The sequence below is a fragment of the Wolbachia endosymbiont (group B) of Xylocampa areola genome, assembly GCF_964028205.1.
Classification (GTDB): Bacteria; Pseudomonadota; Alphaproteobacteria; order Rickettsiales; family Anaplasmataceae; genus Wolbachia.
In genome coordinates, this window is sequence record NZ_OZ034771.1 from 531,187 (window position 1) to 552,864 (window position 21,678).

Annotated in this window: 24 protein-coding genes, 1 tRNA gene and 2 pseudogenes; 9 read left to right on the plus strand and 18 right to left on the minus strand. The window is 33.7% G+C overall.

What is annotated here, in order from left to right; genetic code table 11:
* Positions 1–36 precede the first annotated feature (36 nt).
* Together ABWU35_RS02560 and ABWU35_RS02565 are read right to left on the minus strand one after the other, a co-directional pair.
* Positions 37–264: pseudogene (locus ABWU35_RS02560) on the minus strand (IS5/IS1182 family transposase); the annotation flags it as partial.
* A gap of 149 nt (positions 265–413) precedes the next feature.
* Complete coding sequence (locus ABWU35_RS02565) at positions 414–1,433, minus strand: Mrp/NBP35 family ATP-binding protein (protein WP_007302268.1); 1,020 nt, start codon at positions 1,431–1,433, stop codon at positions 414–416.
* Positions 1,434–1,822: 389 nt separating this feature from the next.
* Between ABWU35_RS02565 and ABWU35_RS02570 the strand changes: the two genes are divergently transcribed.
* Positions 1,823–2,374: a hypothetical protein gene (locus ABWU35_RS02570; RefSeq protein ID WP_007302267.1), complete on the plus strand. Its 552-nt coding sequence runs from the start codon at positions 1,823–1,825 to the stop codon at positions 2,372–2,374.
* 79 nt (positions 2,375–2,453) lie between these two features.
* Here the strand turns inward: ABWU35_RS02570 and ABWU35_RS02575 are convergent.
* Positions 2,454–2,834, minus strand: a pseudogene (locus tag ABWU35_RS02575) (IS4 family transposase); the annotation flags it as partial.
* Positions 2,835–3,343: 509 nt separating this feature from the next.
* Between ABWU35_RS02575 and ABWU35_RS02580 the strand changes: the two are divergent.
* Positions 3,344–4,096 carry an ankyrin repeat domain-containing protein gene (locus ABWU35_RS02580; protein WP_007302265.1) on the plus strand — a complete coding sequence of 251 codons (753 nt, stop codon included), beginning with the start codon at positions 3,344–3,346 and terminating at the stop codon, positions 4,094–4,096.
* Positions 4,097–4,198: 102 nt separating this feature from the next.
* Here the strand turns inward: ABWU35_RS02580 and tyrS are convergent, their stop codons facing one another.
* The gene (gene tyrS / locus ABWU35_RS02585; RefSeq protein ID WP_012481931.1) at positions 4,199–5,461 is read right to left on the minus strand and encodes a tyrosine--tRNA ligase; all 1,263 of its coding nucleotides are present in this window, start codon (positions 5,459–5,461) and stop codon (positions 4,199–4,201) included.
* A gap of 228 nt (positions 5,462–5,689) precedes the next feature.
* Positions 5,690–6,007, minus strand: coding sequence for a ribosome silencing factor (gene rsfS / locus ABWU35_RS02590; protein WP_007302263.1), 318 nt, complete (start codon positions 6,005–6,007; stop codon positions 5,690–5,692).
* Between the two features lie 128 nt (positions 6,008–6,135).
* Here rsfS and ABWU35_RS02595 point away from each other — a divergent pair, with 128 nt between their 5' ends.
* The 3 genes from ABWU35_RS02595 to ABWU35_RS02605 all read left to right on the plus strand — a co-directional run bounded on the left by ABWU35_RS02595 (position 6,136) and on the right by ABWU35_RS02605 (position 7,995).
* The gene (locus ABWU35_RS02595; protein ID WP_007302262.1) at positions 6,136–6,663 is read left to right on the plus strand and encodes an AAA family ATPase; all 528 of its coding nucleotides are present in this window, start codon (positions 6,136–6,138) and stop codon (positions 6,661–6,663) included.
* Positions 6,664–6,728: 65 nt separating this feature from the next.
* The gene (locus ABWU35_RS02600; RefSeq protein ID WP_007302261.1) at positions 6,729–7,217 is read left to right on the plus strand and encodes an RNA pyrophosphohydrolase; all 489 of its coding nucleotides are present in this window, start codon (positions 6,729–6,731) and stop codon (positions 7,215–7,217) included.
* Complete coding sequence (locus tag ABWU35_RS02605; protein ID WP_264685517.1) at positions 7,207–7,995, plus strand: TatD family hydrolase; 789 nt, start codon at positions 7,207–7,209, stop codon at positions 7,993–7,995. Before ABWU35_RS02600 ends, ABWU35_RS02605 begins: the two co-directional genes overlap by 11 nt.
* A gap of 5 nt (positions 7,996–8,000) precedes the next feature.
* Here ABWU35_RS02605 and mdh read toward each other — a convergent pair whose 3' ends face one another.
* The 7 genes from mdh to ABWU35_RS02640 are packed head-to-tail and all read right to left on the minus strand — an operon-like array spanning position 8,001 to position 11,788.
* Entirely contained in the window at positions 8,001–8,945 is a 945-nt protein-coding gene (mdh, locus tag ABWU35_RS02610) for a malate dehydrogenase (protein WP_007302259.1), read from the minus strand.
* A 3-nt stretch (positions 8,946–8,948) separates the two neighbouring features.
* On the minus strand, positions 8,949–9,524 hold the full coding sequence (locus ABWU35_RS02615; RefSeq protein ID WP_007302258.1) for an NADH-quinone oxidoreductase subunit C: 576 nt from the start codon (positions 9,522–9,524) through the stop codon (positions 8,949–8,951).
* Between the two features lies 1 nt (position 9,525).
* Positions 9,526–10,029: a NuoB/complex I 20 kDa subunit family protein gene (locus tag ABWU35_RS02620; RefSeq protein ID WP_007302257.1), complete on the minus strand. Its 504-nt coding sequence runs from the start codon at positions 10,027–10,029 to the stop codon at positions 9,526–9,528.
* Positions 10,020–10,373: an NADH-quinone oxidoreductase subunit A gene (locus tag ABWU35_RS02625; protein ID WP_012481929.1), complete on the minus strand. Its 354-nt coding sequence runs from the start codon at positions 10,371–10,373 to the stop codon at positions 10,020–10,022. Before ABWU35_RS02625 ends, ABWU35_RS02620 begins: the two co-directional genes overlap by 10 nt.
* 17 nt (positions 10,374–10,390) lie before the next feature.
* Positions 10,391–10,759 carry an HIT domain-containing protein gene (locus ABWU35_RS02630; RefSeq protein WP_006014413.1) on the minus strand — a complete coding sequence of 123 codons (369 nt, stop codon included), beginning with the start codon at positions 10,757–10,759 and terminating at the stop codon, positions 10,391–10,393.
* Between the two features lie 6 nt (positions 10,760–10,765).
* Positions 10,766–11,050 (minus strand): hypothetical protein, encoded by a 285-nt coding sequence (locus ABWU35_RS02635; RefSeq protein WP_019236871.1) that lies wholly within the window; start codon positions 11,048–11,050, stop codon positions 10,766–10,768.
* A 3-nt stretch (positions 11,051–11,053) separates the two neighbouring features.
* Complete coding sequence (locus ABWU35_RS02640) at positions 11,054–11,788, minus strand: hypothetical protein (protein WP_007302253.1); 735 nt, start codon at positions 11,786–11,788, stop codon at positions 11,054–11,056.
* 184 nt (positions 11,789–11,972) lie between these two features.
* Between ABWU35_RS02640 and ABWU35_RS02645 the strand changes: the two genes are divergently transcribed.
* Positions 11,973–13,349, plus strand: coding sequence for a UDP-N-acetylmuramoyl-tripeptide--D-alanyl-D-alanine ligase (locus tag ABWU35_RS02645; protein ID WP_019078639.1), 1,377 nt, complete (start codon positions 11,973–11,975; stop codon positions 13,347–13,349).
* A 48-nt stretch (positions 13,350–13,397) separates the two neighbouring features.
* Positions 13,398–14,348 carry a complex I NDUFA9 subunit family protein gene (locus ABWU35_RS02650; protein ID WP_012481928.1) on the plus strand — a complete coding sequence of 317 codons (951 nt, stop codon included), beginning with the start codon at positions 13,398–13,400 and terminating at the stop codon, positions 14,346–14,348.
* Between the two features lie 8 nt (positions 14,349–14,356).
* Here ABWU35_RS02650 and ABWU35_RS02655 read toward each other — a convergent pair.
* The 4 genes from ABWU35_RS02655 to rpmF all read right to left on the minus strand — a co-directional run bounded on the left by ABWU35_RS02655 (position 14,357) and on the right by rpmF (position 16,750).
* Positions 14,357–14,430: transfer RNA gene (locus ABWU35_RS02655), tRNA-Arg, on the minus strand.
* 142 nt (positions 14,431–14,572) lie between these two features.
* Positions 14,573–15,529 carry a beta-ketoacyl-ACP synthase III gene (locus ABWU35_RS02660; RefSeq protein WP_012481973.1) on the minus strand — a complete coding sequence of 319 codons (957 nt, stop codon included), beginning with the start codon at positions 15,527–15,529 and terminating at the stop codon, positions 14,573–14,575.
* A complete protein-coding gene (gene plsX / locus ABWU35_RS02665; RefSeq protein ID WP_006014431.1) occupies positions 15,522–16,559 on the minus strand; it encodes a phosphate acyltransferase PlsX in 1,038 nt (345 codons plus the stop codon). Before plsX ends, ABWU35_RS02660 begins: the two co-directional genes overlap by 8 nt.
* A gap of 8 nt (positions 16,560–16,567) precedes the next feature.
* Positions 16,568–16,750, minus strand: coding sequence for a 50S ribosomal protein L32 (gene rpmF / locus ABWU35_RS02670; RefSeq protein ID WP_006014434.1), 183 nt, complete (start codon positions 16,748–16,750; stop codon positions 16,568–16,570).
* Between the two features lie 231 nt (positions 16,751–16,981).
* Here rpmF and ABWU35_RS02675 point away from each other — a divergent pair, with 231 nt between their 5' ends.
* A complete protein-coding gene (locus tag ABWU35_RS02675; RefSeq protein ID WP_012481974.1) occupies positions 16,982–17,764 on the plus strand; it encodes an MlaE family ABC transporter permease in 783 nt (260 codons plus the stop codon).
* Positions 17,757–18,458, plus strand: a complete 702-nt coding sequence (locus ABWU35_RS02680; RefSeq protein WP_012481975.1) for an ABC transporter ATP-binding protein — start codon at positions 17,757–17,759, stop codon at positions 18,456–18,458. The genes ABWU35_RS02675 and ABWU35_RS02680 overlap by 8 nt, the downstream gene beginning before the upstream one ends.
* Before the next feature lie 279 nt (positions 18,459–18,737).
* Here ABWU35_RS02680 and ffh read toward each other — a convergent pair whose 3' ends face one another.
* Both ffh and ABWU35_RS02690 read right to left on the minus strand, forming a co-directional pair.
* On the minus strand, positions 18,738–20,081 hold the full coding sequence (gene ffh, locus ABWU35_RS02685; RefSeq protein ID WP_007302411.1) for a signal recognition particle protein: 1,344 nt from the start codon (positions 20,079–20,081) through the stop codon (positions 18,738–18,740).
* Positions 20,066–21,625, minus strand: coding sequence for a proton-conducting transporter membrane subunit (locus tag ABWU35_RS02690; RefSeq protein ID WP_007302412.1), 1,560 nt, complete (start codon positions 21,623–21,625; stop codon positions 20,066–20,068). The genes ffh and ABWU35_RS02690 overlap by 16 nt, the downstream gene beginning before the upstream one ends.
* Between the last annotated feature and the right edge of the window lie 53 nt (positions 21,626–21,678).

Sequence of the window (21,678 nt, forward strand, 5' to 3'; positions counted from 1 at the left end):
GGATGTTTTATCAATGCATCTTCTATTCAGCCGTTAGCAAGAACTTTCACTTATTCCATAGCTTTGCACTATATGGAAATATGTACGGTATTTACACAAATATTCGAGTGCTATTAATAAATATATTTGGTTTTCCTCCTCTTGCCTTTTTCTTGGCCTCTTCCTCTATTAAAATTTCTATTATTTTTCCAATGTTTTTCTTTTTACTCCTCTTAGTCTTCGAAGCTTCTCTTCATCAAGTTTACTTACCTGCTCAAAATTTATACCTTCCCTAATATTGCTTCTACTACTTGTTTCTTAAGTTATCCAAGAAGTCTATTGTCTGTTCAGATACGAGGTAGCTGCTGCCATTTGAAATATTTTATTCACCTAAAATTACATTCTACCTATTTTAAAAGTAGTTTAAAAAAACTTTATAGACTGCATACAAAAGACCTAACATCTTTAGCAATGCCTTCATAAATCCTTACTAAATCCTCACTTAGTATTGAAGGATTTCCACAATCAGAAGCACTACATATTTGCGGATCTAGAGGAACTCTGCTCAAGAGTTTGACTCCCAGCTCTTCAGACATTTTTTTTGCACCACCTTTTCCAAATATGTGTATTTTTGAATTATCTTGAACAAAATAGCTCATATTTTCCACAATGCCGATAATTGGCACGCTGAGCTTTGTGAACATATCATAAATTTTTTGTGCATCGATTAAAGCAAGCTCCTGTGGAGTTGAAACTATTATTGCTCCAGTTAAACTAAAATTCTCCATCAGACTTAAATGTACATCGCCAGTGCCAGGCGGTGTATCAATGATTAAATATTCTATATCAGACCACCTTGTTCCCATTAGCAAATTGTAAAGTGCTTTTGTGATCATAGGTCCACGCCATATTACTGCGCGGTCCTTATCAATAAAATAGCCAATTGAAATAGTATAGAGACCATGTTTCTCTATAGGCATTGCTTTACCACTCTGTATTTCTGGTTTTAATTTCTCAGTGCCCAACATTTTAGGAATCGAAGGACCATATATATCTGCATCAACTAGCGCAACTTTATGTTTTAATTCTGCTAACGAAAGAGCTAGATTTAGTGCAACTGTCGACTTACCCACACCTCCTTTACCAGAAGCAACGACAATTATATTTTTCACTCCTTCGATATGAAGTTTAGCTTTTTGTTGCCTAGCTTGTTTTTGACCAGTAGCAACTACAGTAACCTTTTCTACTCCCGGTATCGCCTTAACAGCTTGCTCACAATTTTTTCTTAATTCTTCATTTGGCTCAGTAACTTCAAGAGCAAAAGCAACATCTTTACCCTTAATAACAATTGAGGATACTACACCAACATTCTTACCACTTTTCTTCTCTATAACCTTTTTTAGGCTCTCTCTTACGATTTCCTCATTAACCTGTGTAAAATTTTTCCAGAACATATGATGAAATTTTTTCTATTGGTGTATACTAACATAGAATAATTAAACTGCACTGACTTTAAAACGAGGTTACAAGAATATGCTAAATCATCAAAATTTAACACGAAAACAAAAAGATTTGTATTTTTAGCTAAAAAGATCTATATGGAATGGAAGGAGCATCAGCGATATCTTGGAAGCAGTTTCAGGAAATGATTTACTAAAGTTCTTATCACTTGATATACTACACAATTTCCAAGAGGTGGGGAACGCACTTTAACACTACTTAGCCTAGCTATACATAGAGACAATAATGAATGTGTTAATTCTATTTAGAACAAGCTCAAAACAATGGTATACTACAAGATATTCTTACTGCTCCAAATATTATAAACTATCAAAATGGTTTGATGTACACCTTAACATCGCTTGGCTTTGCCATACATCATAATAAGGGAAGGTATATTAATGTTATTTTAACAACAGCCCAAGAAAATGGTATATTACAAGATATTCTTTCTTCTAGAAATATTGTACAGTATTTAAGTATTATAGCGTGTACTTTAACGCCACTTAACTTTGCTATATATAAAGGCAATAACGAATGTATCAATTCTATTTTAATACGAGTTCAAAACAGTGATACACTACGAAATATCCTTACTTCTAAAGATATTGTGCAGTTTCCAGGCGTGACGTATGTCATTAAACCATTTGCCTTTGCTATATATAAAGGTAATAATGAATGTGTCAATTCTACTTTAATACGAGCTAAAAATAGTAGCATGCTACAAGATGCATTTACTGAAGTAAGTACTGTACTGTTTCCATATGGTAGATATACTTTGAATGCTTGTGAGCTAGCTGTAGTTGTTAATGAGAACAATGCTAGTATTAGGACTGCATTAGATAATGTATCTATTTCTTCTAGGTATGTTAGAGAAAATAGCAAAGTTAATTAATTTCTTAAGTAACTCTTTCTTGCAAGTACTACTTTTTTATGTATCTGTTCAGGCAATGGCGTTAACTTAAGAGAATGAATTAGCAAGCTCTCCTAAAGACATTATGGCGTTTAGGCTTATCTACTTTATTGCGGCTATACAATCTTCAAGTTAACTTTAGTGCGTATTTTAAAAAGGGCTTGAAAGTTTTTTGGTGCTAATAAGCACCTGATAAAGTTTCTGTCTCATTACACCAAATAAAACTGAAAAATTTAAACGATACTCAGCAATTTGATCTGGGTTCCAAGGCTCTTGTGCATTACACATATGAAGTATTGCACATGACCAAGTTTGCACAAAATTCTTGTTTCTAAATTTATCCCAGAAAAATTCTCTAATTCTGCTTCTACTTTGAGTCGTTTATAGCACTCCTCTATGTGACACTTAATAGATAAGCTTTACTGATATCTTCTTTATTGAAATAAAATAGAAACCAAAGGTCCTATTTTTTACAGTATTTTATTCCTTAACATCTTTTCTTAAGTTGACGCTATTGGGCTTTGTTGCATCGCTATCTACGATGAATAAAAGATAAAATGTAGAATATCAGTAGCTTATTATTCTAGCATTTATAGTAAGGACAATCAGTAAATATCTAAATTTAAGTAAAAGAAGTTTTACTATCATTCACTAATCTAGCTAGAATTCAAGAATTTCAATGCTTTAGCTATTTTAAGTAGAATTAAATTTACTAGTACAAACAATAAATTACTATTCTTAAATTTAATCAGATAGATTGCAAAAAATAAGATTTTCAATAAGCTGCTTGTATAGTTAGCCTTTCATAGATAGTGATGCAACAAAGCCCGCTGGAATCTAGTTCATATTATATATTTATCTGATAAGTTCCATGTATGTGTAATTTATTTAAATTGACTTCTTATCATATAATTAAATACATTATTGAAAATTAAAGGTAAGGTTATAGCAATGGAAATTTCAAATTGGCACGAATTATTGAGTTTAGTTAATGTTGACAAAGATTTAAGCAAAGATAACGTAATTGAAAAAATACAAAATGAGCTGAAAAGATATTCAAAGGAATATGAAGAGTGGGAAAAGTCTGGCTTTGATATAAATTATGTGTTTAAAGATGGTGAAAAAGCGACTCTTTTGCACTTGGTGGCTTCCTTTAACCTAGAAAATATAGCGAAGGCTCTCATGGAAAAAAGGGCAAATGTTAATGAAAAAGATGTAAAAGGAGATACTCCTTTACATAATACTACTTATCTTGATAGTATAAACATAGCAAACGCTCTCATAGAAAAAGGTGCAGATGTTAATGCAATAAATATATGGAGAAGGACTCCTTTACACTATGCTGCTTTATTTCGCAGTATGGCCATAATAGATGCTCTTGTAGAAAGAGGTGTCAATGTTAATGCAGTAGATATGTGGGGAGAGACTCCTTTATACTATCTTAATTGTCCAGCAATTAAGAAAGGGTGGATTGCCGGTGGAGTAACTGCATTATTAGGTACTGCTATATCTATAGCACTTTTTACAGCCGGAGCAATTACAGCTGAGTTAATACCTATAGTTATAGCAGTAGTTGCAATTACAGCAACAGCATTAATAGTTGGCAATGCTATATATAAATTGTCAAAGCCTGACACTCAAGTTGATAAACCAATCTCAGCAAATCGACAGCAAGAAACTGCTAGCGATAGTAGGGTTGCCTAGCGATTCTGCCACAGTGTCAGCTGCTTTAATGATATCCATTTGTTCCTATAATTGTCTTTTCTTGGCTACCTTATTTTGCTATTCTGCTGAACAGAGACAAATTTACTTTCTTACTTCACTCACTAAAATTTTAATATGTCGTTTCTTTCCTGCAGATAATTTTATAAATGGCTGACCTTTAAAGCTTTCAGAGTTTATTGTATAGTTAACATCGTTTATAGTATTATCATTAACTTTGCATCCATTGCCTTGTATTAAACGCTTTGCTGCACCTTTTGAAGGTTCAAAACCGGTGTCATACAGCAGGTCTATCAAGGGTATACCATTTGCAATTTGTTCTTTTGTAATAGTGTAACCAGAAAGCAATGAACTGTCTTCATTTTCAAAAGCAGAGATTGCAGCAGATCGTGCAAGTTCGGCTTCTTTGCAACCGTGACATATTTTCGTCACTTCTGTTGCCAAAACCTTTTTTGCTTCGTTTGTTTCTTGATCCTTCAAGGACTCTAGTTTTTTAATTTCATCAATTGGTAAATCAGTGAAAAGCCTCAAAAAACGACCAACATCTTGATCATCAACATTGCGAAAATATTGCCAGTAATCATAAGAATTTAGCATGCTGCCATCAAGCCATACTGCCCCACTTTCAGTTTTGCCCATCTTTTTTCCTTGTGCGTTTAATAAAAGAGGTGTGGTAAGACCAAACAGCTCAGGTAAATTTAACTTTTTGCTAAGTTCAATTCCGTTTACTATATTTCCCCATTGGTCTGACCCTCCAATCTGGAAACGACAGCCATACTTTTTATTCAACTCGACAAAATCATAGGCTTGTAACAACATGTAATTAAACTCGAGAAAGCTTAGATTTTGCTCCCTATCTAGCCTAATTTTCACACTATCAAAGCCTAACATGCGATTTACAGAAAAATGTGTCCCTATATCACGCAAAAAGTCTATATATTTTATGTTATCTAACCAATCTGCGTTGTTTACTATGATTGCACCAGTTTTTCCATAATCGAAAGATATCATCTTCTCGAGGGTTTTCTTTATACCAAGTATATTTTGATTGATATCTTCTATCGGCAAGACGCTTCTTGCTTTGTCTTTACCAGATGGGTCACCAATTTTTGTTGTGCCACCTCCAAGTAGAACTATTGGCTTATAACCGAATTTTTGTAGGTGACGGAGCATCATGATTTGAATGAGACTGCCAATATGCAAACTTGGTGCCGTACAATCAAACCCAATGTATGCAATTATATAATTATCTTGTGATAATAGCTGGTCTAACCTATCAATGTTTGTACATTGATATAGGTATCCTCTTTCTTGAATGAAGTTTAAAAACTCGGATTTATGTTTCATAATATGTTATTTTGTGTGTAAACGGTGTTGTTAACGATGGTGTCATTCCAGTGCTTGACGCTGGAATCCAGTTTATTATGAAATTTCATCAAAAATGTTGTATAGTGTGCTCGTTTATGATTAAGTTTTCTAGATTCCAGCGTCAAGCACTGGAATGACACCACCAACTTCATAAGGGTTGCCTTCAAAATTACAACATTTGAAAGTGTATACCAGCTACCTGGATAATCAATTCCATAACTCTTCTATCTTATAATATTCTCTTACTTCTGGCCTGAATAGGTGAACCATTATACCTTGAAAATTCACAATCACCCAGTTACCTTCATCCATACCTTCTACATCTATTTTATCATATTGCTTGAGATTTTTCATCACGTGCTCAGCTAATGCTTTTACATGGCGGCTCGAATCACCGGATGCAATGATCATATATTTTGCAATGACAGTTTTATTCTGTACATCAAAAGTAACTATATCTTGACCTTTGTTTTGATCTATTACATCTACAATTGTATTTTTTATTGATTCTGTATCACCATTCATTATTCTAAATTATATAATTTATCTGTAATGATACACTCAAAATTTCTGAATATGAACTATTTTTGATATGTTTCTAGTGTAACGTTTATAATACATATATTTGTAATATATGATAGTTTTCTGATGGTATGATCATTTACTTAATCGGATTTCCGGGTAGTGGCAAACTTACGATTGCAAAAGAGCTGTGTAATATTATTGATGGGGTGATAGTAGACAATAACCTGTTTAATAATATTATATTTGATATGATTGACTTCAGAAATGCTGAGGTTACAAGTGAAATATGGGAAAAAATTTTTGTGATTAGAGAGAATATGTTAGCAATATTGGAAAAATACCATATAGAATCAAAGCATTATATATTTACAAACGAATTGATAAAAGGTGATTCCTATGATCAAAAAGTATACAACTCAGTGGTGAATTTAAGTAAAAAAATGAACGTGGAGATTCTCCCTGTGGTGTTATATTGTAATAGTGGAGAACTAGTAAAGCGCGTTCAATTAAAGGAAAGAGAGCAGGAGAGAAAAATTACTGATTCAGATTTTGCTATGAGAAGAATTAAAGGAAAGAAACTATTTGTCCCTCAAGGTTCACTTGAAATTGATAGCTCAAACTTAAGCGCAAAAGAAGTTGCAAAAAAAAATTGTTGAAAAAATGAATAGTAAAAAAGTAGTTGGAACTTCTATGATAGATAATTTAGCAACAGAGAGTATTTGTGATTAGTGAGGAGAAAGAGTATCGCCCTTGTGTTGGCATAATGTTATTTAACAAACAGGGAAATATTTTTATTGGAAAACGTTTTGATAGTGACTCTTATTGGCAGATGCCACAAGGAGGAGTTGATGAAGGTGAAGAGCTAGAGCAGGCAGCGCTACGTGAGCTATTGGAGGAAGTTGGTACTGATGAAGCAGAAGTTGTGGCTCAAAATAAAGAGTGGATATATTACAACTTACCCGAGGAAGTTATACCGATATGCTGGAATGGGAGATATTCTGGCCAAAAGCAAAGGTGGTTCTTAATGAAATTTTGTGGGAAGGATAAGGATATTAATATTAACTATACTGATCATCCAGAGTTCAAAGAGTGGCGTTGGCAAAATGTGGATGATTTGGTAGCCAGTGCTATACCGTTCAAAAAAGAAGTTTATAAAAAAGTGATAGAAGAGTTTTCTTCTATCATAAAAGGATCTATTTATGATAGTTGATTCTCATTGTCATCTAATTTATTTTTCTGATGATGAAATACCAAAGGTAATTTCAAGAGCAGAGCAAAATGGTGTGAGAATTTTGCATAACATATGTATAAGCATTAATGATATCCCTAAATTATTAAAAATCTCTTCATCCTATGATCAAGTCTACTGCTCCGTTGGTATACATCCGCTTGATACTACTGTGGAAAAAGGTGAGTGTATAAATGCTGATGAATTGATTGAATTTACTAAGGGCAAAAAGGTAATTAGTATCGGTGAAACCGGATTAGATTTTTATAAATCTGATAACAAAAGCAATCAAAAAAAAAGTTTTGCATCACACATAGAAGCGGCAAAAGTAACAGGATTACCTTTAGTTATTCACACTAGAAGTGCTGATAGTGAGATGATTGATATGTTAAATTCAGAAATGAAGAAGGACGCTTTTAGTGGAGTAATGCATTGCTTTGCTTCTTCTAAAGAGCTTGCTTATAAGGCTATGGACTTGGGATTATACATTTCATTTTCTGGAATTATTACTTTTAAAAATGCGAACTTACTAAGAGAAATTGCACAAAATGTGCCACGTGAGCGTGTTTTAGTTGAAACTGATGCACCTTACCTGTCACCTGAGCCTTACAGAGGAAAAAAAAATGAACCAGCAATGGTGAAATACGTTGTGAATTGTTTAGCGAAATTATGGAATGAATCGCTAGAAGAAGTAGCAAAAATAACTACAAATAATTTTTTTAGACTGTTTTCGAAGCTTGAGCTCAAAGAAATTCTATAGGGCAATTAATTTAGCTGACAGAGCTCTTTTACTGCACTTACAGATTTATAAAACATCTCTTGTTCACTATCGTTCATTTTAACTTCTAGAACTTTCTCAACTCCATTTTTGCCAATAATAGTAGGAACACCAATGAATAAGTCTTTCACACCATATTCACCATTAAGATAAGCAGCGCATGGTAATATACGCCTTTTATCTTTTAAGTATGATTCTAGCATGCTTATGGCTGAAGATGCAGGAGCATAGTATGCAGATCCAGATTTAAGTAGATCAACTATTTCTTTTCCACCATTACGAGTGCGCTCAACTATTTCATCAACTTTTCCTCGCGTAATCACACCCATCTCAATGATTTGGGTAAGTGGAATGCCAGCAATTGAAGCATAATTGATTAGTGGTACCATAGTGTCACCATGTCCTCCAAGCACAAAAGCAGATACATCTTCGACAGAAATATTTAACTCACTTGCAAGAAAATAACGAAAACGAGCAGAGTCAAGCACTCCTGCCATACCAACAATCATATTAGTTGGCAGGCTTGAAGATTTGTATACTACTGAAACCATAGCATCTAAAGGATTGGTAACCACTATTACAAATGCGTTTGGAGAATGTTTTTTAATATTTTCCCCAACCTCTTTCATTACTGCAGCATTAGTTTGCAGAAGGTCATCTCTGCTCATTCCAGGTTTTCTGGCAATGCCAGCAGTTATTATAATTGCGTCAGAGTTTTTTATATCTTCATACCTATTTGTACCAGTAATATTGACATTAGATCGATCAATAGGAGATGATTCTGTAATGTCAAGTGCTTTACCTTGTGGTATTCCATCGCTTACATCAAGCAAAATAACATCTCCTAGCTCTCTTAGTGCAATCATATGGGCAAGAGTCCCACCGATATTTCCTGCACCAATCAAAGATATTTTTTTTCTTTGTGCTGTCATTTTCTACTCCTTTATATTTACTTTTGTGGCTTTACTAACTTCCCAAGGGGATAAGCTGTCAAACATACGAAAATCTTGTGGTAAGTCTATAGGATTATATACAACCTTTTTTGCCTCTATATCGTATCTTACTTCCTCGTAGCCAGTGAGAGGAAAATCTTTTAACATTGGATGACCTTTGAATCCATAATCCGTTAAAATCCTACGTAAATCTGGGTGATCAGAAAACTCTATTCCATACATATCAAATACTTCACGCTCAAACCACGAAGCTGCGTTAAATATCTTTGCTACACTTAGAGGTATATCACCTTCACATAACTGAAGCTTTATGTGCACTCTGATATTGTGTACAACGCTGAGCAAATTGTATATTAGCTCGAAACGTTTTTCTCTATCTGGGTAATCAACTCCAAAAACGTCAACTAATAATTCAAGCCTACACTTTTCATCATCACGTAGAAAGAGTAAGTGATTTTCAATGTCATTCAAAGCTGAATATATTACAATAGTGCCATCATTTTTCTGAATACATTCACATTTAGTCTTTTTTTGTATGTATTTTGCAGTTTTATCCATGCTATATATTTTTAGTTCGTTTTATTTTATTTTGTAGACATAGCATTCCATATAGCAACGCCTCAGCAGTTGGAGGGCATCCAGGAACATACACATCAACTGGCACAATTCTATCGCAACCACGGACTACTGAGTAAGAATAATGATAATAGCCACCGCCATTTGCACAACTTCCCATAGAGACGACGTATTTGGGATCTGCCATTTGATCATAAACTTTACGCAATGCTGCTGCCATTTTATTAGTTAACGTGCCAGCAACAATCATAACATCTGCTTGCCTTGGGCTTGCACGAAAGATTATGCCATATCTATCAAGATCATAACGACTGGATGCAGTGTGCATCATCTCTACTGCGCAACATGCAAGACCAAATGTCATTGGCCACAATGAACCAGACCTTGCCCAGTTCATTATATAATCTATTAAATCGCCAAATTTAGTGATAAGAAAACCTTCTTTTTTGTAACGATTCCAGTCGCCATTAGATAAATTTATTCCCATTCCAACGCACCTTTACACCACTCATAAAGAAAGCCTATAGTAAGTATTGCAAGGAATATCATCATAGACCAAAATCCGCAATAGCTTATTTTAGATAAAGAAACGGCCCAAGGGAAAAGAAAAGCAATTTCTAAATCGAATATTATGAACAATATTGCAACTAAGTAAAATTTTATGTCGAAACTTTTTCTGGCTCTTGATAAAGGATTAAAGCCACACTCATATGTAGAAAGCTTTTCACCATCTGGGTTACTGACTGCAAGAAACATAGGTAATACACCTAAAGTAAAGGATACTACAATTGATACACAGATAAAAATTAATATGGTTAAATATTCACTCATTTAAAAAACATATAACACTATGAATTTACATGCTTTCCTAATCTTTTACCACCTAAAATATGTATGTGAAAGTGCGGTATAACTTGCTCTCCATCTTTACCGTGATTAGTAACTAATCTATATCCTGTTTTTTCTAAGTTATATTTATGTGCTATTTCTCTAACAGTTTTAAAAAAACTTACTATTTCCTCTTCGGAAGCTTTCAGAACAAAATCATCGTATGAAACGTATTGAGCTTTTGGTATAACTAGAATATGAACTGGTGCATCAGGATACTTATCACGAAAAGCCAGCACATTTTCATTTTTATGTATTTCCTCATAAGACAACTCACCTCTTAATATCTTAGCAAAGATATTAGTGTCATCATAAGCTGTACTACCCATACTTTATTAAATTCCTGGTCCTCTTCTATTTTGCTTATGATTTGGTGTAGAAGGTGGGCTTATTGCTGCTTCGCTAGAAGCATCTTCAAGACTTGAAACGTCGTCTTTTAGCTGTATATCTTGTCCACGCAAAATTGACCCATAGTCCATTTGGTGTCTTTTTGAAAAAGTTTCTATTCTATTTGCCCTTCTTGCAGCAATAACTTCTGGTTGTAAATGATACATATCTCCAGGAACAGTTAGGCTATGATACCTTTCCTCTATTTGAACTTCTTTCATAACACTCTCCATAATTTATTTCCCCCTACCTCTTATGCTTTCGCAACTTTCAAAATCTTGTTTAATAGCTTTTTGCCAATTATTTAAAATTTTCTCTGATGACTTTTCTTTATCCATAGGCCTTACAACTTCCTGTGACTTCTGCTTTTTACTATCATATCCACTATACAACTTTTCTGCAATACCATACAGCAATTTCCGATCTGTGTGAACTTTAAACTCTCCACCAGTAATTTTTGCCAAATTTTTAAGATCACAATCAATCTTATTATAAATTCCTTCAAGAGCGTACTTTTTCATTACTTTTTCATCCATACCTAGATTTTTATCTTTTATTTCTTGGATAATTTTTTCAACATCAACTTCAATTACAATTTTGTTTTCTTCTCTAAAAATAGTTATATTGGGCAGATCTTCCCTTATTTCATCTAATTTCTCTGGACTCAAGTAAGGTATATCCCCCGTTAAAGTTCTTGACGCTAAAAAACTTACCTTACCTTTTTCTTGTTTTGTTATTTGTATGCCGAGGTACTTACTAGCTTCTGTGGTTTTTATAGGTGGGTCATATTTCTCTTCTTCTTTAGGCAAATCACTCACAGCGTTTTTTAATGAAACTTTAGCATCATGCTTCATTTCATCAATTGAAGCAAACGGTTTCTTCATAGGATAAATAAGTGCTTTAGGCACAAGAAAAAACACGCCTTTTATCTTAGCCAAAATAGACTTTTTATTTGACTCATCTTTTGCCATACATACCTCCAAGTCACTTTCTACAATCAGATAGTAAAACACACTCAATTATAGACGAAAATATTTAAGCTTGTATATCTATTATAAGATGAAATTATAGAAATAGCAATCATTATTTGTACATTACCAAAGTATGTAGTATTTTTGCTGCTTTTCTTGTTCAAATTACCTTTAAAGATAAATTATGTTAAAATGGAACGCAAATAATATTATAGATGCTACTGGCGGAAGAGGGGAGGGTGTTTGTAATTCGGTGTATAGCTCAAATATTTCAACGGATACAAGAAGCATAAAAAAAGGTGATTTATTTATTGCTCTCAAGGGAAAGAAATTTGATGGGCATGATTTTCTACATGAAGCATTTTTAAAAGGAGCTGTTGCTGCGGTAGTAAGCGAAGATAAATATAGAAATTTTCCTCTAATTATTGTGCAAGATACTCTAAAAGCTTTGCATAATATGGCATCATATTACATTAGAAATATTCTTGTTAATGCTAAAGTTATCACAATTACAGGTAGTGTTGGGAAAACCACTACAAAAGATATGCTTAACACTGTTTTGTTGCATTATGGAGTATCTCATGTAAATGAAGGTAACTTGAATAATAATATAGGATTGCCTTTTACGATTCTAAAAGCGCCAGAAGACTGCCAGTATTTAATCCTTGAAATAGGAATGAGTAGAGCTGGTGAAATAAAAGAGTTATCGAAGATTAGCAATCCGGATATTGCAGTTATTACCAACATTGAACCTGCGCATGTTGAAAACTTTTCATCTCTACTTGATATTGCGCAAGCGAAATTAGAAATTCTACATGGTATGAAAAATAATGGTACTTTGGTTTTGAATAAGGATAATGAACATTATGATTATCTCTTATCAAATGCTAACAGAAATGTAGTAAGCTTTGGTAAGAATGAAAGTGCTACTGTTTGTTTGTTAGAACTAATAAGAGACGATAACGGTCTAAATTTAAAAATCAAACTGAACAGTGGTCAAATTATGAACTGTAATTTACCTGTAAAAGGCGAACATTTTGCATACTCTGCATTAGTTGTTACAGCAGTTTTGCAAAGTCTCGAACTTGATTTATCTAAATTACCACTAGCACTTGAGAATTTTACTGTAACAGAAGGTAGAGGTAATGTTCATCAAGCTAAATACAATGGAAAATTAGTACATTTGATTAACGACTCCTATAATGCTAACCCTACTTCAATGAAGGCTGCAATAAGAACTTTAGGTACATATTCTAATTTAAGAAAAGTGGCACTACTTGGCGATATGTTAGGACTTGGTAATGAAAGCATAGTATTTCATACAGAATTGCTTGACTCTATAGTAGAACAAAATGTGAATAAAGTTCATACAGTTGGTAAATTTATGTTAGAATTGAATAAACTTTTACCGGAGAATATAAAAGGCATGCATTTCGATGATTCTAACCAATTGAAAAGTAATTTAGCTAATATTGTTCAAGGTAATGATGTAATTTTAGTTAAAGGTTCTCATGGAATGAGAATGGACCTTATAGTGCAGGAATTCACAATAGAATATTAAATAAAACTATTGTATTAATTTAAAGTTAAGTTATTGGAAGTTTTAACTGTGATAAAACGTATAATTATTTTTGGTGGAACGGGATTTATAGGAAAACACATCGTAAGACGCTTGGCAGCGGCGGGGTATTTAATAAGAATATTTACTCGTGATCAGGAAAAAGCTGCTTGTCTGAAGTTATGTGGAAATTTAGGACAAATATCAATAATTGAAGGAGATTTTTTTAATGAAAGATCAATTTTAGAAAGTATGGAGGGGTGTGATGTTGTTATAAATTTAGTAGGAATATTATATGAAAAAAGAAAATACGATTTCTATGACGTTCATGTTAGAGTAGCTGAAAGAGTAGCAAAAGCTGCGCAAATAAAAAGTGTATACATGATGATACATTTTTCTGCCATGGGAATAGAAAATAGTAAGCTGTCAAGATACGCCCACAGTAAATTAGAAGGTGAAAAAGCTGTAACTTCAGCATTTCAGGGAGCAATAATAATTAAGCCAAGTCTTGTATTCGGTAAAGAAGATAGTTTCTTCAATAAATTTGCAAGATTAGCAACAATTCTTCCTTTTTTGCCGTTAATCGGTAGTGGAATAACGAAGTTTCAGCCGATATGTGTAACAAACTTAGCTGAAGTGGTATACCGTATTATCAGCTTTAATAAGCAAGATAAAAAAATTTATAATATAGGTGGACCAAAAGTTTACTCTTTTAAAAGCTTATTAAAGTTTATTCTGAATGTGACTAACAGAAAGTGTCTACTGATCAATGTACCTTTTCCAATGGCAAGATTGATAGCCTTTTTCTTAGAAAGTAAAGTTGTTTCTGTACTGTTAAAACCTATAACCGGAGATGCAAGCCCTATACTTACTCGAGATCAGGTGAAAGTTATGATGAGTAGTTCAATCGAAAAGTCAGATGATCTCGGAACAATGAAAATTAGACCACTAGCAATTGAAAATGTGGTACCAGAATACTTGAAAATTTATAGAAAGCATTGATAGAAGAATGTGCCCGGTAGGATTCGAACCTACGACCCACAGCTTAGAAGGCTGTTGCTCTATCCAACTGAGCTACGGGCACACATCATATATAAAATGCTTCTTAGTACACGTGAAGTCAAGTATTTCTTGTGAATATAATGTTTGTGATAATATCTCAAAACTTTGTCAGTACAGCATGTAACGATAAAACTGAGAAAAAAGAAGCGTGGGTAATAGGAAGTCTAATAGCGCAGTAACACAGAACCCCAGGTCAGGCCTGCACCTATTGAAATCAGCAGTACCAGATTTCCTGATTTTATTTTTGATTCTTGTATTGCATAGTCTAAGGCCAGTGGAATTGATGCTGCTGAGGTGTTTGCATGCTTATCAACGGTATTAATCACTTTCTCTATAGGAAAATCTAATTTCTTTACTACTGCTTCAATAATACGAATGTTTGCTTGATGGGGAATTAACCAGTCAATATCAATGATTTTCAAATTATTGCATTTCAGAGTTTCCTCTACTGAGGCTGTTAACTTATCCACTGCATGTTTAAACACTTCTCTTCCATTCATAAGTATCTTTCCAGAATCACGAGTAGAGGATACCCCTCCGTTCGTACATAGTATGTCCACATTGCCATCAGAGTGTAAGTTTGTTGATATGATGCCGCTGCTACCCATTTCTGATTTTATTATCACTGCACCAGCACTATCACCAAAGAGTACACAAGTTGACCTATCTTCCCAGTCAACAATCCTAGACATTATTTCAGCACCAATAACGAGCGCATATTTTATTCTATTGTGAGATTTTATGAGCGAATCAGCAACTGTAACTGCATATATAAAACCAGAGCATGCTGCTTGTACATCAAAAGAAAATGCATTTTTACATTTTAACTTACTTTGTACAATCGTTGCACAGCTAGGCAAAGTTTTGTCAGGTGTTGTTGTTGCAACTATGATCAAACCAATTTCATCTATTGAAATTTTCGCTTTTTCTATAGCATTTTTTGCTGCATTAACAGCTAAATCTGACGTTAGTTCTCCTTCATCTGCTATATGTCTTTGAACTATTCCTGTTCTTTGCCGTATCCATTCATCGTTTGTTTCAACTATCAATGCAATTTCGTTATTACTCAAAATTTTTTTTGGTAGGTAAGAACCAGTGCTCAATATGAAACTTTTACTCAATATGACTTACCCCGTTAATTATCTTCTGGTTCAAATTTTCACTGATTGCATTTACTGCAAATTTTATAGCGTGAGCAAAAGAAATAGCATCAGAATTTCCGTGGCTCTTTATAATGATACCATTTAGCCCTAAAAACATAGCTCCACTTCTAATTTTAGGATTAAAACGCTCTAATGCTTTATTTAGCTTGGGTTTTAACAATATGCCGACAAGCATTTTTGTCATCCATGAATTAAATACTTCCTGTTTTATTAGACTGATAAAAGTACCAGCAGTTGCCTCAGCTGTCTTGAGCATTACATTACCAACAAAACCATCAGCAACAATTACGTCTATATTACCATCTAAAAATTCACTTGCCTCTATATATCCTTTGAAGTTAATACTTGGAGCATTTTTGAGTAACTCAAAAGCTCCTCTTACTGAGTCAGTACCTTTCACTTCCTCTGTACCAATGTTTAGCAAAGCGACTTCAGGATTTTCAACTTTTAATGCTATTTTTGCAAATATACTCCCCATTAATGCAAATTGAAATAATGAGTCAGTATTACAGTCAACATTTGCACCAAGATCAAGCAATGCAAAGCTTTTTGTCTTAGTTGGACAGACAGATGCAATAGCAGGACGATAGATATTGGGTAATGTTCCTAAAATAAATCTGGAGATAGCCATCAATGCTCCAGTGTTGCCTGAAGACACCATCCCAAAAGCTTTACCTTTTTTCACTGCTTCAACAGCTGCCTTCATACTTGAATCTTTGCGATGTCTAAGTGCAAAAGAGGGTTTATCATTTGGAAGAACATTATCAGAGCAATGGGTAAATTCGGAGTTATCGCTTACTTTTTTGTATTTTGAAAGCAAAGGAGATATTTCTTTCTGATCTCCATAAATATGAAAAAAAACTTCAACACCTGGGTCAACAAGATTATCCAAGAAAAAACTAGCACCTTGAATTACGGAAAGAGGTGCAAAATCCCCTCCCATAGCATCAAGTGCGATAACTATGTTGTTGTTGACCGTGGGTAACATATCATGAGTTACTCCGCCTTTTGTTTAATGAAAACACGTTTTCCTTTGTAACTATTGTCAACTGCTATGTTGTGAGGCAACATGAATTCTCCAGTTGTTGCACATACTACAATATTCTTAGGCTTAATAGCATGATGAGAACGATGCATATTACGCCTTGACTTTGACTTTTTTCTCTTCGGAACTGCCAAAACTTACTCCAATTCAATTATATAACACAATTTATTAGTAGCATGTTTTTTACAAGGAGTAAATAGCAAAATAAATAAGGTTTTCTTATACAATTCAGTCTTATAAACTTAAACTCAAGCATTTTGATCAAAGTATATTGAACTTAAGACATATCTTGACTATACTCTGGCGAAGTTAATAAAAATTTTAATAAAATCAGTAAAACTAATTTTAGCTAAGATAAATGTAAAGTGAGTTCCTTTAATATAGACAGCGTTAGAATAATCGGTAGATGCTTTATGAACTTTCTGTTGAGGATTGGTAACGCATTTGTATTTTTTATTCAATCTCTATACCACTGCTTTATTCCTCCATATTATTTTAGCAATGTGGCAAGACAAATTATAGAGATAGGCTTTTTCTCTTTGCCAATTGTTGGGCTCACTGGAGTTTTTATAGGAGCAGTGATAGTTTTACAGAGTAGCTTAAGTGGTATATTGATTAATCAAGAACAAGTAGTACCTAAACTTGTTACGATCACTATCATTAAAGAGTTAGGGCCAGTTTTGATCAGCTTAATAATGGTAGGAAAGGTTGGGTCCTCAATTGCAGCAGAAATTGGCACGATGCGCATCACTGAACAAATAGATGCACTTACAACTTTGGACATCAATCCTTTCAAATATTTAATTGTACCAAGAATTCTAGCGTCAGTTATAGTATTTCCAATACTTACAGTATGTGCAGATCTAATAGGAATATTTGGAGGGTATGTCACCGCAGTCTTTGAATTTAACCACAATTTAAATATATACATAAAATATACAGCTCAATTCTTTAATATGTACGATTTTATTGTTGGGCTAATGAAAGCGACTGCTTTTGGAGCCATAATTTCTGTTTCAAGTTGTTATTACGGTTACCATTGTAGGGAAGGTGCACGAGGAGTAGGTATTGCAACAACATCAACTGTTGTTATATCCTCTATATTGATAATTTTAGCAAATTACTTAATTACTTTAATACATGCATAGCCCCATAATATCAATATTGAATATAAGCTTATCCTTTGATGATAGAACGATATTAAACAACATAACTTTCAATATATCGAAAGGAGAATCATTAGTCATACTTGGCGGCTCAGGAAGTGGTAAATCTGTATTAACAAAAATAATTATTGGATTACTGACACCAGACTCAGGGTCTATTAAAATAAATAGTAAAAGCAAAAATAAATTTGGAGTCTTATTTCAAAATTCCGCTTTGTTTGACTACGTTACAGTGTGGGAAAATATATCTTTTAATTATAAAAAACGCTTTAATATCAGCATAAAGGAGGCAAAACGCCTAGCAATTGAGAAGTTAAATGATGTTGGGCTGGAAGAAAACATAGCAGAAATGTTTCCAGTAGAACTATCAGGTGGAATGAAGAAAAGAGTGGCACTTGCAAGAGCAATTGCACACAACCCAGAAATTATTGTATTGGATGAGCCAACTTCAGGATTAGACCCAATCATGTCAGATGTAGTAAACGAGATAATAATAAAATTATCTCAAGATCTTCGTCCTACAATTATCACGATTACACATGATATTCATAGTGCATTTAAAATAGCTGACAAAATAGCAGTATTATATGAAGGGGAGATCATTTCTCACGGAACTGTTCAGGAAATACAAAATACTAACAACGAATATATAAAAAAGTTCATTTATTGTATATAGCTACAGGTTTACAAACGATATTATGGATGCTGTAACTAGCCTAACTTGAGATATCGATAACCTTCGGTCTGTTACTAGTGTAGTGCTACGGTGGTATAGTGTGTTAGCTATAAAACAGCGCATTAAATATAGATAAAGTAACTTGTATCAATTTTGATTATCATGCCAATTCCAACTGAAGAAATTTATTGAATTTATTACTTCACGCTAAAATAATATACTTTACTATTCAACAGCAATTACAACTGATGATTTTATTTCATTCCACTACCTGCTGACTTACTTTCTGCTTAGCATATCCATCAAATCAGATTCTTTGAGTTTACTATGGTCAATTTTACTGAACTTATTCACCATAGAGCTCATTTGATTATACTGCTTAATTAGAAGATTAACGTCAGTTACACTTGTTCCGGACCCCTTAGAAATTCTAAGTCTTCTTTTGCCATTTAAAATATCTGGATTTTGCCTTTCTTTTTCGGTCATTGAGTTTATGATGGCTATATATTTTTTCACTTTATTGTCATCGGGCACACTGCTACTTAGCTTTTTTGTGAATGAACTAGGAATGAATTTCATTATGTTGCTAATGCCATCCATTTTACTCAGAGTCTTTAACATTCCCACTAGGTCGTTTAGGTCGAATTTACCCTTTTTTACTTTCTTTTGTAACTTATCAATTTCTTCCTGACCAACAATCTCAGCAGCTTTTTCAACCAATGATACAACATCACCCATGCTAAGTATCCTTTTTGCAATTCTATCGGGATAAAAATCATCGAGATCACTTAATTTTTCACCACAAGCAATAAATTTAATTGGACAATCGGTGATCATTTTCATAGAAAGAGCAGCACCACCACGTGCATCACCATCAACACGGGTGAGAATAATGCCGGTTACACCTATTATCTCATTGAATGATTTGGCAATATTGACCGAATCCTGGCCTATCATTGCGTCGGCTACTAAAATAACTTCTGCAGGTGAAGCTATTTCCTTTACGGCTTTCAACTCATTCATCATATTATTATCAATATGAAGCCTGCCTGCGGTGTCTAGTATTAATACATCATAATTTTCGTTCTTTGCTGCTGCCAGTGCCCTTTTTGTAATTGTAACGGGCTTCTCGTCTATTACTACAGGTAAAGTTTGCACATCTATTTGTTTACCTAGCACTTCAAGTTGTTTTTGGGCAGCCGGTCTATAAATGTCTAAAGAAGCGAGCATCACTTTTTTCTTTTGTTTTTTTAACTTTAAAGCAAGCTTCCCTGAGGTGGTTGTTTTACCCGCACCTTGTAGGCCCACCATCATAATCACAGCAGGGGGTTTAGCTGCTAGGTTTAAGTCGCTTTTCTCTGATCCGAGAACTGCAACTAAATTATCCTGCACAATTTTGATTATCATTTGCGATGGAGAAACGCTTTTTATGACTTTTTCCCCAATCACTTTATCTTTAATGTCATTGATGAATTTTTTCGCAACTTCAAGTGAAACGTCAGCTTCAATTAAAGCTATACGTATTTCACGCATGGCAAGGTTAAAATCATCTTCAGAAATGATTGACTTTCCTCTCAGTTTACTAAATACAGAATTTAAACTTTCGGTTAACGATTTAAACATAATAGCGCTAGTAGAATACTCATTAAAAAGAGAGAAGAAGCTGAAACAAAACTCACTGAGTTATAACTCAGCACTTCTTTAAGTTTAGTAATATTATTAAAGTATAAACTAGCAAGTGAATTAGTCAAGTTTTGCAGTACGGTGGCAGACATTTCTCTCACTTTAAAGACCAGTTGATTGAACAGCAAGACAGTATAAGGTATGAAAGCTCTAAAAATCCAATCAACATCCATTTTAAAATTTATTCTTGGCAAAAATAACTTGCGTAAAGGAATAAACAATAAAGTGGTACATAGTAATAAATAAAACTGAGACCAAATGTTTTGTGTATTGTACACCAGATCAAAAATTGAAGGTTTATTGTAAATAGGTAAGTAAGGGTTGCCAGCGATTACGCATATAAATGCTAAAATAATCATAGTCATTTTGCCTCCCTTATCTGCTAAAGGTTTCGACTTACTTTTTGCAATAAATATGTAGTAAAGAAACTTGAGCCCCACGCTTAAATAAAGCAGTAAATTTAGAGTCTTGTATAAGTTTTTATACACTTCTAAATTAGCACTACTTGCTTCAATCTCGGCTGTAATGTATGATTTACTAATAAATCCAGCGGTTCCAGGAAATGCAGCCATTGTAAGTATTGCAATTATAGCACACATGCCTTCCACTGACATCAGTTTACCTACTCCATTAAAACTAATTGTTCTTGTTCGTGAAATAATCGAATTACTGACCACAAACAATAATGATTGATAAACAAGAGAGAAGATTATATGCAGTATCAAAATTGGTATTGCTTTTTCCGAAGGACTGAGCAAACTTCCTGCAATAATCAGCAAGCCCATTTGTCCTACAACGTTATAGCATAAAAATCTGCGAATATTTTGCTCAAGAGAAGCAAATATAATACTGTAAATTGCAGTGATGGCGCCTACAAGCGCTAATATTTCAGTACAATCTTGCCATAGGTTATAAGTGTGTAAAAGCATCACTAAAAAAGAGACTTTAGTGGTAAATAAAGAGAGATATGTGGTGCCATGTAGCGATGCAGCAGGATATGCATCAACAACCCAAAATGAAAAAGGAAAACAAGCGCAGTTTATCAACAAACCCCAAATTATCAGGTTAGTGCTTTGAAGTGCCAATCCTGCTATTAATATAACTCCAACGAAAAAGTGTACACAAGCGTACCTTATTGCAGGTCCACTATCTCTACAGCCAGCTGCGATAGTAAAAAATGCACTGACGGTCATTAATTCACAGAATATTATAACCAATATCATCTGCTTGGATAAAATTGCACAGAGTGAACAGGTAGTGTAAGCAGCAAAAGATAGCATCTCTGAAAAAGTCAAATTTTGTGTTGGTAGAACAGCTAAAAATGCAACTGATAAAAAAGATATTAGTACGATACGAAAAGATAAATCAAAATTTAGAACTGGATGAGAGCAATTCAGTGTAGTACCTAAATTTTCAGGTAATATTAGGACTATCACTATTAATGTAGTCAACAGAAATAGCAATAAAAATTTATAAAGTTGCACAATGATGTAAAACAGTATGGTTTATGCTACCTCAACATACAAATAAAATCAAT